This window comes from Herbiconiux sp. SALV-R1, assembly GCF_013113715.1.
Lineage (GTDB): Bacteria > Actinomycetota > Actinomycetes > Actinomycetales > Microbacteriaceae > Herbiconiux.
This window is the reverse complement of sequence record NZ_CP053344.1, coordinates 714,096-726,932: the sequence shown is the minus strand read 5'-3', so window position 1 is coordinate 726,932 and position 12,837 is coordinate 714,096. Positions and strand designations below refer to the sequence as shown.

Here is a 12,837-nt window from a genome sequence, read left to right as displayed (position 1 = left end):
CGGGTGATGAGGTGATGCGGGAAGGGTGGAGTGATGCGGGAGAGGTGGGGTGATGCGGGACTGGTGGGCGGATGCGGTGGTGAGCGGATGCGGTGGTGGCGACGCAGACAGACGGCTCAGGCCGCCCGCCGCGCCCGCTCCTGAATGCGGCTCAGCGTCACGGCGGCGAGGAGCACGAGCCCGGTGACGACCTGCTGGTAGAAGCTCGGCACGTGCAGGATGCTCATGCCGTTCGCGATGACACCGAGCAGCAGCACACCGATGACGGCGCCCGGCACCGAGCCGCGGCCACCGGTGAGCGCTGCACCACCGAGCACGACGGCGGCGAGGCTCTGCATGGTGGTGGTGGCCCCCATGGCGCCGGAGGCGGCGAGCAGCTGGCTCGCCGTGACGATCCCCGCCATCGCGGCGAAGAAGCCGGAGAACACGTACACGCTGCCGCCGATCACGGTCACCCGCACGCCGGCCAGCCGCGCGGCCTCGGGGTTGCCGCCCACCATGTAGATGCGACGACCGAGCACGGTGTGCGAGAGCAGCAGGTGCATGACGATCACCAGGGCGATCATGAGGAACACGTGCCACGGCACCGTGCTGATGGCGCGGTCTCCGAGCACGCCGGCTTCGGCGGGAACGGTGAGCGTCTGCCCGTTGGCCAGCGTGAACGCGAGCCCCGCGGTGATCGACATCGTGGCGAGCGTCGTGATGAGCGGGTTGATCTTCAGATGCACGATGAAGTACGTGTGCACGAGCCCGACCAGGATGCCCACCGCGAGACACACGGCCATCGCCGCGATCATCGGCACCCCCGCGGTGGTGAGGTTCGCGAAGGTCACCGCCGACAGCGGCAGCACACCGCCGATGGAGAGGTCGAATCCGCCCGAGATGACGACCAGCAGCTGCCCGAGCGAGGCGAGCATGATGACGCTCGCCGTGATGACGATGGTCGAGGCGTTGTTCAGCGTGAGGAAGTTCGGCGCGAAGATCGCGAAGCCGATCACGACCACCACGAGGAAGATGCCGACCGTGGCCAGGGCGGGAAGCCGCGACAGGGAGAACGAACGGGTATCAGTCATGGGAGACGGCACCTCCAGCGGCCGTTTCGAGTGCGATGCTCTTGGTCTTGCGGTCGTGGGTGAGCTCGTCGACGACCCGGCCGTCGCGCATGACGACGAGCCGGTCGGTGGCGTCGATCGCCTCTTGCACGTCTGAGGTGACGAGCACCACTGCGGCTCCGTGCCGGGCGAACTCGGCGAGCTGCTGGTGGATCTGGGTGCGCGAGCCGATGTCGACTCCGCGAGTGGGCTCGTGCAGCACGAGCACCCGGGGTGCGGCGGCGAGCCTGCTGGCGAGCAGCACCTTCTGCTGGTTGCCGCCGCTCAGCTCACCGACCTCCTGTCTCACCGAGGTGCACCGCACATCCGTCTCCGACGCGAGTCGCTTCGCGCCGTCGAGCTGGGCCCGGCCCTTCATCACGCCGAGCGGGGTGGCGTAGCGGCCGAGCTCCATCACGGTGATGTTCTCGCTGATGCTCTGGTTGAGGGCGAGCCCGTCGGTCTTGCGCTCGGCGGGCACGTAGGCGATGCCGAGGGCGCGCGCTCGGATGGGAGACGCAGGTACCGGCGAAGGCCCCGCCGGTCCAGACACCGTGCCCGACACCCGCCGCTCGTGCCCGCCCAGCGCGCGGGCGACCGTCTCCGCCCCCGAGCCGACGAGCCCGAAGATGCCCACGATCTCCCCCGTCCTGATCTCGAGCGACACGTCGTCGATGGCGGGCTGCTGCTCCGAGGTCCAGCCCTCGAGCCGCAGCGCGACCTCGTGCAGCACGGAGGAAGCGGCCTGCTCGGTCGCGGGCGCCTCGTACTCGGCGCCCAGCATGAGGTTGACCGTGCGCCCGAGGGTGGTGTCTGCGGTGGCCGAGCGGTCCTCCATCCGGCCGTTGCGCAGCACGACGATCTCGTCGCTGATCTCGAACGACTCGTCGAGGTGGTGGCTGACGTACACCAGCGACACCCCGGCGGCCTTCAGCGCGCGGAGTCGCTCGAGCAGGAACTCGGTCTCTCTGGCGTGCAGCGAGGCGGTCGGTTCGTCGAGGATGAGCACGCGCGCGTCGCCGAGCAGCGCCTTCGCGATCTCCACCAGCTGCCGCTCGGCGAGGGAGAGGTCGATCATGTCGCGCCGCACGTCGATCGAGAGCCCGAGCCGCTCGACCGCCTCGGCGCCGGCCTTGCGCAGCCAGCGCTGCGTCACGCCCCACCGGCCGCGCGGCCAGTTCGGCATCATGAGGTTCTCGGCCACCGACAGGTGCGGAACGTAGGCGAGCTCCTGCGGAATGATCTCGATGCCCTGCGCCCGCGCCTCGCGGGGCGACTTGAAGGCCACCTCCGCGCCGTCGAGTCGCAGGGTTCCGTCGCTCTGCGGGGTCTTGCCCGAGATGATCGACAGCAGCGTCGACTTGCCGGCTCCGTTCTCGCCGACCAGCCCGATGCAGCGCCCGGGCACGAGTTCGAGGTCGATGCCCTGCAGCACCTGGTTGCTGCCGTAGCGCTTGCCGATGTCGCGCAGTTCCATCATGACGGGTCCACCAGTCGCATCGACGGGGTCTGGCGCGGGCGCCACCCGCGTTCCCGGCTGGCGGGGGTGGCCTGCTCGTTCACGACCAGGCGGCCCGAGCGGAGCATCGTCGTGGCGAGCGACGCCGCTTCGTGCACCTCGGCCGCCACGCTGGTGAACAGCGACTCCGAGCGGTTCGAGGGCACCGAGACGGTGAAGGAGCCCACCGGGTTGTTCTGCGCGTCGAAGAACGCCGACGACACGCAGCACACGCCCTCGTGGAACTCCTCGTCGTCGATCGCGTAGCCGCGGCCCCGCACTTCGGCGAGCTGCGCCACGAGCGCGGGGTAGGAGGTGGTCGTCTTCGGGGTGAGCGCGGCGAGCTCGACCCCCGAGAACATGGCGGCGACGATGTCTTCGGGCAGGTGTGCGAGCACGCTCTTGCAGGAGGCCCTGGCGTGCATGTTGCCGCTGTAGCCCACCTCGAGCTGCTTCACGACGAGCGGATGCGTGCCGCCGATGAACTGCTGCATCACGATGCTGCCGTGGTACCACCCGCAGACGTACGCGGTCTCGCGCGTCTTGTTGTGCAGGCGACTGAGCAGTGCCGAGATCTCGGGCGACGGGCCGAACCGGGTGTCGAGGTGGTGCCCGAGGGCGCCGGCCCGCGGGCCCACGTCGTAGGTGCCGCCCTCCACGCGCACCACGTAGCCGGCCTGCTTGAGCGTGCGCAGCAGGTGGTAGCAGGTGCTCGATCGGAGGCCGATCGTGCTGGCGATCATCTTCGCCGTGGCCTGGCCGTTGCTAGTCGCCACCAGTTCGAGCACGTCGAGGCCGCGGGTGAGCGTCTGCAGCAGTGTAGCTTCGGAGCTCTGCGCGCCTCGGGCGGGCATCCGGTCGTGGTCGGTCATGACAGCTCTCCTCGTTCGACGGCGGCCGACAATTCCACGAGCGTGGTGGCGAGCACCGCCGTGGCCCGCTCGACCTCGTCGTCGAGCACGTACTCGTCGACGCTGTGGGCGCGGCTGAGGTCGCCCGGGCCGAACACGACAGCCGGGATGCCCGCACCGCGCAGCACTCCCGCGTCACAGCCCGCCGTGAGCCCGCGCACGAGCGGCTCCTCGCCGAGCGCCCGCTGCGCCGCGGTGAACGAGGTGACGAGGGCGTTCTCGAGCGGCAGCTCCCAGCCGATCGATCCGTCGTTGTCCCAGCGCAGGGTGGGCGGATGCTCGACCAACCACGGATCACCGGCTGCGGCCTCCGAGACGGTGGCGGTGAGGGCGTCGCGCACCTCCTGCAGCGACTCGCCGGGGAGCACGCCGATGCGGCCCGACATGGAGGCGTGCGCGGGAACCGCGGCACGCCAGCCACCGCCGTTGAGCACACCGATGACGAGGGGCACCGAGGTGGGCACGTGGTCCATGAGCGGGTGCCGGTGGCTCTCGGCGCGACGGGCGCCGAGAGCGTTCACCGCGTCGTAGAGGGAGACGAGCTTGGCGAGCGCGTCTTCGCCGCGCCACGGCTGCGAGGTGTGCACGTCGCGGCCGGCGACCTCGATGGTGAAGAACAGCACACCCGAGTTGGCGGGGACGACGGCGCCGTCGGTGGGCTCCATGACGATGGTGGCGAGGCGCTCGGGGAGGGCTTCGAGCGAGGCGATCGTGCCGAGGCCGGTGGTCTCCTCGCCCGCGATGAGCTCGACGGCGAGGTCGAACGCGAGCTCGATACCGGAGTCGGCGAGCGCTTGGAGGGCGTACATCGCGCTCACGCACCCGCCCTTGTTGTCGACCGAGCCGCGGCCGAAGACGGCGCCGTCGCGACGCACACCGCCGAACGGCGCGTCGCTCCAGTCCTCTTCGTACATCACGGGCACCACGTCGTAGTGGGCGTTGATCGTGACGACCGGCTTGCCGGTGCGCGGGCCGAACCAGCCCGTGAAGTTCGCACGCTCGCTCATGCGCGGCTCGGCGAGTCCGCGCTCGGTGGCACCGACCGCGGTGTCGGCGAGCACCTGCCGCTCGACCGGCCAGCCGCGCTGCTCGAACCACGAGGTGAACGCGTCGGCGGCGCGGTCTTCGAAGCCGCTCACCGTCTCGAGCTTCACCACGTCGCTGAGGAACTCCAGCGACTCCTCGCGGCGCGCGGCGACGCTGGCCGCGAGAGCGGTCGAATGGGTGGGTGCGGTTGTCACGAAGGGGCCTCCAGTTTCGGCGATGACTCAGTAAAGAGCCATGGCGGCGCTGAATGCTAGTAAATGAAATCGCTTTTGCAGTATTTGAAGCGTCGACGCGAGAACGTAACAAAGCGCGCCACGCTCGGGGCAGCGAAACGGCATCGAGAACGGAGGATCGCCGATGGACTTTCTCGTGCGCATGACGGTGACCTGGCCCGCCGGCGACGAGCCGGCAGCCCGGCTGCGCGTCGCCGAGGCCGACCGAGCCCGTGAACTCGCCGACGCGGGCGTGCTCGTGCGGCTGTGGCGTATCCCGGGCACCATGGCGAATTGGGGCCTCTGGCGCGCACCCGACGCCACCGAGCTGCACGCGGCCCTCATGTCGCTGCCTCTGGCACCGCACGCCGCGTTCGAGGTGCAGGCGCTGGCCGAGCATCCGAACGACCCGGCGGCCGGCCCCGCCGCCTAGCCGGCCGGCGCGTCTACTCGATCGACCAGCCGGCGGTGGCGTGCTGCGCGACCCGCTCGAAGTCGAGGGGCAGGTCGAGCCCTGTCACGCCCTCGCGTGCTGTCGACGGCCACACGACTCCGTCGATCCACGGGTGCGCGGGGTCGAGCAACGGCTGGATCGGCTCGGCCCCGATGCGGGCGGGGATCGTCTCGACGAGCCGCACGGCCGACGTCCGGGCGGCGAGCGGCGCGTGGATCGGCGCGAACACGTGCGGCGCGATGCCCACCCCGGCGCGCTCCGCCGCATCCACCGCGTCGAGGGCGAACGAGTAGCCCCCGCTCGCCGTGGCGTCGACGCGCAGCAGGTGGGCGAACGGCAGCAGGTCGAGGGCGCCGCCGAGCCCGACGAGGTCCTCCCCCACGGCGAGCCGCAGCTCGGGCGCCCGCTCGACGAGGTGCTCGAGGGGCCGCCAGTCGGGCCCGGGGAACGGATCCTCGATGAACGCGACCCCGAGGTCCCAGAAGCGCCGCGCGGTCTCGGCAGCCATCGGATCGAAGGGCCGCAGCCCGCCGTGCAGGTCGACGGCGATCTCGACCGGGCCGCGGGTGGTGCCAGCGCTCGCCACGAGCCCCTCGACGTGCCGGCCGATTCCCGCGACGAGATCGAGATCGTCGTCGACGTCGAGTCCCGGCACCATCACCTTCACCGTCGTCGCCCCGCCCTCCACCAGGGCCGTCACCTCGTCGAGCAGTTCGGCGCGGGTCCGCGCGTCGGCGAAGTACCCCGCCACCACGAGACTCCCGGGTTCGGGTGAAGCGGCGCCGGAAGTGCCCCCACCAGCACCAGCACCTGCACCTCCGCCGACGACGACACCGCCACCGGCCCCGGCTCCACCACTGGCGCCCGCGCCCGTACCGACCCCCTCGCCGAACATCCGCTGCACCGGCACCCCCGCCTCCCGGGCAGCCGCATCCCACAGCGCGATGTCCAGAAGCGACGCCGCCCGCACGAACGACGCCCACCCCGGCATGAACCGCGCCCGCAGGTCGCCCTGTACGGCCCGCGGGTCGACGCCGAGCCCACGATCGAGCGCCGTGGCGAGGGTGCGCAGCGCCTCGAGCAGCGGCGTTCCCCGGCTGTACCCGATGGCCCGGCCCACCGCCCCGCCGTCGGTGCGCACCCGCACCACGACGTAGTCGCGGGTGGTGTAGAGCATCGCTCCGAGGCGCACGGGGCGGGCGAGAGGCATGGGGCAGAGCCAGGCATCGATGCCTGTGACGGTCAACATCCCAAGAGTATGACGCACGCTTGGAGCGGCCCCACCGCTCACCTATCGTTGCGATCATCATGCAGAACTTCACCGCGCTCGACGCCGACATCTACCCCCTGTGCCTCGGTAGCAACACCTTCGGCTGGACCTCGGAGGAGGCGGAGTCGTACGCCGTGATCGACGCCTACATCGAGGGCGGCGGAAACTTCATCGACACCGCCGACAACTACTCGTGGTGGGTCGAGGGCAACAAGGGCGGCGAGTCGGAGACCATCATCGGGCACTGGATGCGCGACCGCACGGCCCGCGAGAACGTCGTCATCGCCACCAAGTGCGGCCGCCACCCCGAGTTCGCCGGGCTGTCACGCTCGAGCATCCACCGCGCCGCGGAGGCGTCGCTCGGCCGCCTCGGCACCGACTACATCGACATCCTCTACTCCCACCGCGACGACCCCGCGTACCCCCTCGAGGAGACCGTCGCCGCGTTCGACGAGCTGCGCGTGGCCGGCAAGATCAAAGCCGTGGGCCTCTCGAACTACTCGGGCGAACGCATCGCCGAGTGGATGCGCATCGCCGACGAGAACGGATTCGCCCGCCCCGTCGCCCTCCAGCCGCACCTCAACCTCCTGTTCCGTCGCGAGTTCGAGACCGACCTGCGCCCGGCGATCGAGCGCTTCGACCTCGCGGTCGTGCCGTACTTCGGCCTGGCGAGCGGACTGCTGACGGGCAAGTACCGCACCCGCGACGACATCGACGCCAGCCCGCGGGCCTCGATGCTCGAGGTCTACTTCAGCCCCGAGGCCCTCGAGGTCGTGTCGGCGCTGGTCGAGGTTGCCGACGCGCACGCGGTGTCGCCCGCCACGGCCGCGCTGGCCTGGCTGCGCGTGCAGCCGGGCGTCGTGGCCCCCGTCGCGAGCGCGAGCCGGGTCGACCAGGTGCAGGGGCTGCTCGATTCGACGACGATGGAGTTGACCCCCGAGGAGATGAGCCGTCTCGACGCGCTGAGCTCCGAGCTCCCCATCGAGAAGGACGAGGCATGACCGACCAGCCGAAGACCGCCATCGTCACCGGCGGCGCCAGCGGCATCGGTGCGGCAGTCGTGCGCGCCCTGCTCGACGCCGGGCACACCGTCGCCGCTCTCGACCTGAGTGCCGACGCCCTCGAGGCGACCTGGCGCGACGAGCCGGGCGTCATCCGCCTCGCAGCCGACGTCACCGATCGCGCCGCGGTCGCCTCGGCCGTCGACGAGGCGGTCGCCGCGTTCGGCGCACCGGGCGTGCTCGTGAACTGCGCGGGCATCTACCGCGCATCCAACCTCCTCGACACCACCGACGCCGACTTCGACGCCGTGGTGAACGTGAACCTGAAGGGAACCTTCCTTCCCTCGCAGATCGTCGCGCGCGCGATGGTCGCGGCGGGCGTGCCGGGCTCGATCGTGACCATCACCTCGGTGGCGGCGAGCGAGGCCACCGAGGAGAACGGCGCCTATGCCGCGAGCAAGGGAGGGGTGACCGCGCTGACCCGGGCGCTCGCCGTCTCCTTCGCCGAGCACGGCATCAGGGTGAACGGGGTGCAGCCCGGCCCGATCGCCACACCCCAGGGCCTCGCGGCCGTGGCCGACCCCGTCTACGCCGAGAGGATGGTGGGCCGGATGCTGCTGAAGCGTCTCGCCGACCCCGCCGAGATCGCGGCGGCGGTAGTCTTCCTCGCCGGAGACGGGGCCGGCTTCATCACCGGGTCGATCCTCACCGCCGACGGCGGGGTGCTCGCGCATCGCTGAGCCGCGCCTCCCTCGCTTTCCTTTCTCCTCCGTTCCTCTTTTCCACTCGCGCGACCCGCGCATCCGACTCACCAGGAGAACGACATGACCACCCCCACGCGCTGGAACCCCGACACCGTCGCCCCGCCCATCGGCAAGTACAGCCACCTCACCTCGGTGCCCGAGGGCAAGCAGCTGGTGTTCATCGCCGGGCAGGTGGGCAACGACACCGACGGCGTGCTCGCCGAGTCGGCCGAGGAGCAGACGGTGCTGGCGCTGCGCAACATCGAGCGGTTGCTCGCGTCGATGGGGGCGACCCCGGCCGATCTCGTGCGGTTGCTGACGTTCGTGTCGGGAACCGAGTCGATTCCCGGGTTCGTCGCCGGGCGCGACCGCGTGTTCGCCGAGTGGTTCCCCGAGGGTGACTACCCGGGGCACTCGCTGGCGGTGGTGGCGGCGCTCATCAAGCCCGAGATCCACATCGAGCTCGAGGGCTGGGCGGCTGTGGACGCGCGGCCGTGACGGAGCCTGCGTCGCCGCCCGCGCATCCGCTTGTGTCGCCGCCCGCGCATCCGCTCGATCAGGCGGGTTTCCGCGCACAGTTCGACGCCCTCCGCTCCTGGGCTTGGCTCGACACCCCGGGCTCCCCGCCTGGCGCGACCCCGGTGCTGCAGGCGCTCACCTCGACTCTCGGCGACTGGCAGCGCGGCGAGTTCTCGTGGCGCGACTGGGACTGGGCGGCCGAGGATGCTCGCGAGGCCTTCGCACGCTACGCCGGCGTCGAGAGCGGTCGCGTCTCGGTGCTGGGTTCGGTGGCCGAAGGCGCTGCGACGGTCGCCGCCTCGCTCCCGCCGGGGCCGGTGGTGGTGGCAGACGACGAGTTCCGCAGCACCCTCTTCCCGTGGCTCGCGCTCGACCCGGAGCGCAACCCGGTCGTGCGGGTGCCGTCGCGCGGCGGCTACACGCCGACCGACGACCTCGTCGCGGCGGTGCGCGAAGGCACGGCCCTCGTCGCGGTGAGCGACACCCTCACCTCGAACGGCGTGCGCCCCGACTTCGCCGCGCTGCGAGCGGCGACGGATGCCGTCGGCGCACGCCTCTTCGTCGACCTCACGCAGTCGTACGGCGTGCTGCGGTTCGACATCGACGCCCTCGCCCCCGATTTCGTGGCGGTGCACGGCTACAAGTGGATGCTCTGCCCGCGCGGAGCGGCCTGGATGATCACGCGCCCCGATCGCCTCGCCGACCTTTCGCCCCTCCTCCCCAGCTGGAAGAGCACCGCGCCGCCGTTCGGCTACTTCGGCGGCGAGCTCGAGGTCCCGTCGGATGCGTCACGCATCGACACCTCCCCCGCCTGGTTCTCGTGGATCGGCGCCCTCGCCGCCATCGAGCTCCTCTCCCGCCTCGACCGCGCCGCCGTCGAGCAGCACGCCACCCGCCTCGCCGCGCGCTGGTGGGAGGGTGCACAAGAGCTCGGCTTCACGCCGGTGACGCCGTTCCAGCGCACGCACATCGCGGTGGTCGACGCGGGTGCGTTCGATGGCGAGGTGATCGCGCGGCATCTCCTCGAGGCGGGCGTGAAGGCCCAGGTCTCCGGATCGCGCGTGCGCATCGGCGTGCACTACTTCAACACCGACGACGACATCGACCGCACCCTCACCGCCCTCGCCGCCGCGCGCCCGTAAGCGGGTCGGCGGCACCGGCCGCTTCAGGCCCGGGGCCGCACCGCCGTGCCTCACCACGCCGCGACGGCGGGTGTCGCCCGCTTCAGGCGGGGCGCACGCCCGCGACCACGACCGGTCCGCCGGGCACGGTCGCGAACCGCTCCACGCGGTCGAAGCCGCGCCGCTCGAGCTCCTCCACCACCGCGCTCGCCGCCAGCGTCCCTCCGCCCGTGAGCGATGCGAGCCAGTCGTTCGCCGCCTTCACACGGGGGTCGGGCTCGTCGGGATGCGCCCCGAGCACCAGCAATCCGCCCTCGCGCAGCGCCGCCGTGGCACGATCCAGGGCCGGCGCGGCGATGGCGTCCGGCAGGAACGGCATCGGCATCCACACCACGTCGTACGCGGCGGTCTCGTCGAGCGCGGTCACGTCCTGCAGCCGCAGCTCCACCCGCCCGGCCACCGCGGCGTCCTCCTCGGCCAGCAGCTCGGCCCCGAGCTCGAGCGGCCGCTCGGCGATGTCGATGCCCACCACGCGGGCATCGGGCACCGCTCGGGCGATCGCTGTCGCGATGGCGCCGATCCCGGTTCCGACGTCGAGCATCCGCGATTCGCTTCCGGAGGCGAGCGCCCCATAGAGAGGAGCGATGTCGTTCAACATCACCCGCGCCATCAACGCCGACGACCGCCCCTGCGCCACGATGACCTCATCGCTCGAGTCTGCCCAGGTGCCGGTCGCACCACGAGCCGCGGTGGCCGCCTGGGTGAGGCTGCTCACGAGGTGGTGCGCCCGCGACCGGCGGTCGGCCCAGAGCTCGGCGAGCAGCGCCTCGGGGTCGGGCAGCGACCGCAGCACCGCAGCCCGCCGCGGGTCGACGGCCAGCGCCTCCGCGGGAGTAGCCGCCCTCTCCTCGCCCAGCGCGGCCGCTACCGCCGCAGCGACGAGCGCCGACGTCTTCAGCTCGGCGAGCACCGCCGCCGCCGGCCCGCTCATCGCTCCACCTCCGTGACTCGCACGGGCTCGCCGTCAGCCGACGCCTGCAGCTCCGCGTCGACCGGCAGAAGCGCCCACTCCCCCGTCGAGCAGAAGTCGACCGTGTCGCGCCCGAGCTCGACCGCGTCGACGACCGCCCCGTCGGCGACGAACGCCACGGTCTGCCGGTCGTCGCTGCGGGAGTGGTCGGGAGCATCCGGCCACTCGAACCCCAGCCGCTCACCGACCGACTCGGTCGTCTCGTAGGGGCACACCACGAGGAAGTCGTCCCCCGGCGCGTCATCCACGTCGGCGAGAGCGAACGACCCGCCGGCCGAGTCGGTCGCCACCGCGCTGATGTCGGCGCCGAGCGACCCGCCGCTCGGGGCGGCACACCCGGCGAGGAGCAGCACGGTCAGGGGCGCGAGGGTCGCGCATCCGCTTGTCTTCATGGGCCTTTCCTAGGAGTGAGTGAGAACGGTGGAGCCGGCCTCCGGCCGCGGCCGCGCCCGCCGCAGGTGCACGCGCAGGGGCGCCTGCTCGGGGAATCGCCAGCCGAAGCGCACCGCCACGAGCCTCAGGATGCTCGTCACCACGATGCACACCAGCCCCGCGATCGGCACGGCCACACCGAGCGACACCAGCACGATGAGCACGCCCACCCCGGCCCCTGCGGCGACCACGAACAGCGAGCCGACGTGCAGGAACGCGACGGGGAGACCGATGAGGAGGTCGCGGACGAGGGATCCGCCCACGGCTCCGACGATGCCGACGAGCAGCGCGCCGACCGGGCCGACGCCGAGCGACAGGGCCTTCGTGGCACCGATGGCGCCGAAGGTGCCGATGACGAGGGCGTCGAGCACGATCACCACCCCGTCTGCGCGCTTGAGCAGCGGCTGCACGGCCATGCCCACGACCGCCGCGAGCGCAGCGACCACGAGGTACCAGTTGCTCCAGACGACGACCGGCGGCTGGTTGAGGATGACATCGCGCAACAGGCTCCCGCCCAGCGCGACCGCGATGCCGATCACCACCACACCGAGCACATCGATGCGGTGCCCGGCCCGGCGGCCCTTGAGCGTGGCCGCGAAGAGCGCGCCCTGCAGGCCGCCGAGGCCTGCGGCGGCCAGCTCCGCCCAGAGGGGGATCTCGAAGGTGGTGATCGACATGAGGGGTCTCCTGCTCAGTGCGATGGGGCCTCGGCGGCGGGTGGGCTCGGGGCTACTTCGCGGTGCCGCGCACGGCGTCGAGGATGATGTCTGCCGTCGCACCCGGCTCCGACACCGTCACCGCGTGCGACGCCTTGATCTCGACGACGGTCGACGACGCCCGCTCCGCCATGAAGCGCTGCGACTCGGCGGGAACCGCGAGGTCGTCGAGGGTGACGAGCGTCCACGACGGGATGGTCTTCCACCCCGCCTTCGTCGCCTCGTCTTCGAGCGCCGCGCCGGCGATGGGGCGCTGGGTGGCGGCGAGGAGCGCGATCTCCTCCTCGGGCACGTCGGCGGCGAACACCTCGCGGAAGCGGTCTTGCAGGATGTACAGGTCGTCACCCGAGTTCGGCCCGGCCGTGTAGGGGGCCGGGGTGAGGGCGGGGCCGAGCTCTCCGCCGGGGAACTTGCCGGCGAGTTCGCCCGTGCTCTCGCCCGGCTCGAGGAGGAAGCTGGCGACGAAGACGAGTGCCCGAACGTTCTCGGCGCCCTCGGTGGCTTCGCTCGCGACCGATCCGCCGTAGGAGTGGCCGGCGACGACGACCGGTCCGTCGATGTGGTCGATCACGGTGCGGAGGTACTCGGCGTCTTGGGCGAGACCGCGGAGCGGGTTGGCGACGGCGAGCACCGGGAAGCCCTCGCTCTGCAGGCGGGCGACGACGCCGTTCCAGCTCGCCGACTCGGCGAAGGCGCCGTGGACGAGCACGATGGTGGGCTTCTCGGCGGTGGGGGCGAAGGCGTTGGTGGTCATGATCTCTCCTTGGTGAGGTGTGGCGTGATACGCAATAT

Annotated in this window: 14 protein-coding genes; 5 read left to right on the top strand and 9 right to left on the bottom strand. The window is 71.6% G+C overall.

What is annotated here, in order from left to right; translation table 11 throughout:
* Positions 1-116: 116 nt before the first annotated feature.
* The 4 genes from HL652_RS03590 to HL652_RS03575 are packed head-to-tail and all read right to left on the bottom strand — an operon-like array spanning position 117 to position 4,741.
* Positions 117-1,073: an ABC transporter permease gene (locus HL652_RS03590; protein WP_171704026.1), complete on the bottom strand. Its 957-nt coding sequence runs from the start codon at positions 1,071-1,073 to the stop codon at positions 117-119.
* Complete coding sequence (locus HL652_RS03585) at positions 1,066-2,571, bottom strand: sugar ABC transporter ATP-binding protein (RefSeq protein ID WP_171704025.1); 1,506 nt, start codon at positions 2,569-2,571, stop codon at positions 1,066-1,068. The genes HL652_RS03590 and HL652_RS03585 overlap by 8 nt, the downstream gene beginning before the upstream one ends.
* On the bottom strand, positions 2,568-3,461 hold the full coding sequence (locus HL652_RS03580) for an IclR family transcriptional regulator (protein ID WP_216603990.1): 894 nt from the start codon (positions 3,459-3,461) through the stop codon (positions 2,568-2,570). The genes HL652_RS03585 and HL652_RS03580 overlap by 4 nt, the downstream gene beginning before the upstream one ends.
* Positions 3,458-4,741: a M20 family metallopeptidase gene (locus tag HL652_RS03575; RefSeq protein ID WP_171704024.1), complete on the bottom strand. Its 1,284-nt coding sequence runs from the start codon at positions 4,739-4,741 to the stop codon at positions 3,458-3,460. Before HL652_RS03575 ends, HL652_RS03580 begins: the two co-directional genes overlap by 4 nt.
* A gap of 163 nt (positions 4,742-4,904) precedes the next feature.
* Here HL652_RS03575 and HL652_RS03570 point away from each other — a divergent pair, with 163 nt between their 5' ends.
* A complete protein-coding gene (locus tag HL652_RS03570; RefSeq protein ID WP_171704023.1) occupies positions 4,905-5,192 on the top strand; it encodes a muconolactone Delta-isomerase in 288 nt (95 codons plus the stop codon).
* 13 nt (positions 5,193-5,205) lie between these two features.
* Here HL652_RS03570 and HL652_RS03565 read toward each other — a convergent pair whose 3' ends face one another.
* The gene (locus HL652_RS03565; protein WP_171704022.1) at positions 5,206-6,462 is read right to left on the bottom strand and encodes an enolase C-terminal domain-like protein; all 1,257 of its coding nucleotides are present in this window, start codon (positions 6,460-6,462) and stop codon (positions 5,206-5,208) included.
* Positions 6,463-6,521: 59 nt separating this feature from the next.
* Between HL652_RS03565 and HL652_RS03560 the strand changes: the two genes are divergently transcribed.
* The 4 genes from HL652_RS03560 (at position 6,522) to HL652_RS03545 (ending at position 9,888) form a co-directional block, all read left to right on the top strand.
* Positions 6,522-7,484 (top strand): aldo/keto reductase, encoded by a 963-nt coding sequence (locus HL652_RS03560; RefSeq protein WP_171704021.1) that lies wholly within the window; start codon positions 6,522-6,524, stop codon positions 7,482-7,484.
* The gene (locus HL652_RS03555; protein WP_171704020.1) at positions 7,481-8,224 is read left to right on the top strand and encodes an SDR family NAD(P)-dependent oxidoreductase; all 744 of its coding nucleotides are present in this window, start codon (positions 7,481-7,483) and stop codon (positions 8,222-8,224) included. Before HL652_RS03560 ends, HL652_RS03555 begins: the two co-directional genes overlap by 4 nt.
* 84 nt (positions 8,225-8,308) lie before the next feature.
* Positions 8,309-8,725, top strand: coding sequence for a RidA family protein (locus HL652_RS03550; RefSeq protein WP_171704019.1), 417 nt, complete (start codon positions 8,309-8,311; stop codon positions 8,723-8,725).
* Positions 8,722-9,888 carry an aminotransferase class V-fold PLP-dependent enzyme gene (locus HL652_RS03545; protein ID WP_216603988.1) on the top strand — a complete coding sequence of 389 codons (1,167 nt, stop codon included), beginning with the start codon at positions 8,722-8,724 and terminating at the stop codon, positions 9,886-9,888. The genes HL652_RS03550 and HL652_RS03545 overlap by 4 nt, the downstream gene beginning before the upstream one ends.
* Positions 9,889-9,970: 82 nt before the next feature.
* On the opposite strand, the gene HL652_RS03540 is transcribed toward HL652_RS03545, so the two are convergent.
* Genes HL652_RS03540 through HL652_RS03525 form a run of 4 tightly spaced genes read right to left on the bottom strand, consistent with a single transcriptional unit; the run spans position 9,971 to position 12,799 of the window.
* Positions 9,971-10,858 carry an SAM-dependent methyltransferase gene (locus HL652_RS03540; protein WP_171704018.1) on the bottom strand — a complete coding sequence of 296 codons (888 nt, stop codon included), beginning with the start codon at positions 10,856-10,858 and terminating at the stop codon, positions 9,971-9,973.
* Entirely contained in the window at positions 10,855-11,289 is a 435-nt protein-coding gene (locus HL652_RS03535) for a hypothetical protein (RefSeq protein WP_171704017.1), read from the bottom strand. The genes HL652_RS03540 and HL652_RS03535 overlap by 4 nt, the downstream gene beginning before the upstream one ends.
* 9 nt (positions 11,290-11,298) lie before the next feature.
* A complete protein-coding gene (locus HL652_RS03530) occupies positions 11,299-12,006 on the bottom strand; it encodes a trimeric intracellular cation channel family protein (RefSeq protein WP_171704016.1) in 708 nt (235 codons plus the stop codon).
* A 52-nt stretch (positions 12,007-12,058) separates the two neighbouring features.
* Positions 12,059-12,799, bottom strand: a complete 741-nt coding sequence (locus tag HL652_RS03525; RefSeq protein WP_171704015.1) for an alpha/beta fold hydrolase — start codon at positions 12,797-12,799, stop codon at positions 12,059-12,061.
* Positions 12,800-12,837 lie beyond the last annotated feature (38 nt).

Excerpts from the sequence above, each read along its gene's own strand:
- HL652_RS03590 (WP_171704026.1), bottom strand. The coding sequence starts at position 1,073 with ATGACTGATACCCGTTCGTTCTCCCTGTCGCGGCTTCCCGCCCTGGCC.
- HL652_RS03585 (WP_171704025.1), bottom strand. The coding sequence starts at position 2,571 with ATGATGGAACTGCGCGACATCGGCAAGCGCTACGGCAGCAACCAGGTG.
- HL652_RS03580 (WP_216603990.1), bottom strand. The coding sequence starts at position 3,461 with ATGACCGACCACGACCGGATGCCCGCCCGAGGCGCGCAGAGCTCCGAA.
- HL652_RS03570 (WP_171704023.1), top strand. The coding sequence starts at position 4,905 with ATGGACTTTCTCGTGCGCATGACGGTGACCTGGCCCGCCGGCGACGAG.
- HL652_RS03565 (WP_171704022.1), bottom strand. The coding sequence starts at position 6,462 with ATGTTGACCGTCACAGGCATCGATGCCTGGCTCTGCCCCATGCCTCTC.
- HL652_RS03560 (WP_171704021.1), top strand. The coding sequence starts at position 6,522 with ATGCAGAACTTCACCGCGCTCGACGCCGACATCTACCCCCTGTGCCTC.
- HL652_RS03555 (WP_171704020.1), top strand. The coding sequence starts at position 7,481 with ATGACCGACCAGCCGAAGACCGCCATCGTCACCGGCGGCGCCAGCGGC.
- HL652_RS03550 (WP_171704019.1), top strand. The coding sequence starts at position 8,309 with ATGACCACCCCCACGCGCTGGAACCCCGACACCGTCGCCCCGCCCATC.
- HL652_RS03540 (WP_171704018.1), bottom strand. The coding sequence starts at position 10,858 with ATGAGCGGGCCGGCGGCGGCGGTGCTCGCCGAGCTGAAGACGTCGGCG.
- HL652_RS03535 (WP_171704017.1), bottom strand. The coding sequence starts at position 11,289 with ATGAAGACAAGCGGATGCGCGACCCTCGCGCCCCTGACCGTGCTGCTC.
- HL652_RS03530 (WP_171704016.1), bottom strand. The coding sequence starts at position 12,006 with ATGTCGATCACCACCTTCGAGATCCCCCTCTGGGCGGAGCTGGCCGCC.
- HL652_RS03525 (WP_171704015.1), bottom strand. The coding sequence starts at position 12,799 with ATGACCACCAACGCCTTCGCCCCCACCGCCGAGAAGCCCACCATCGTG.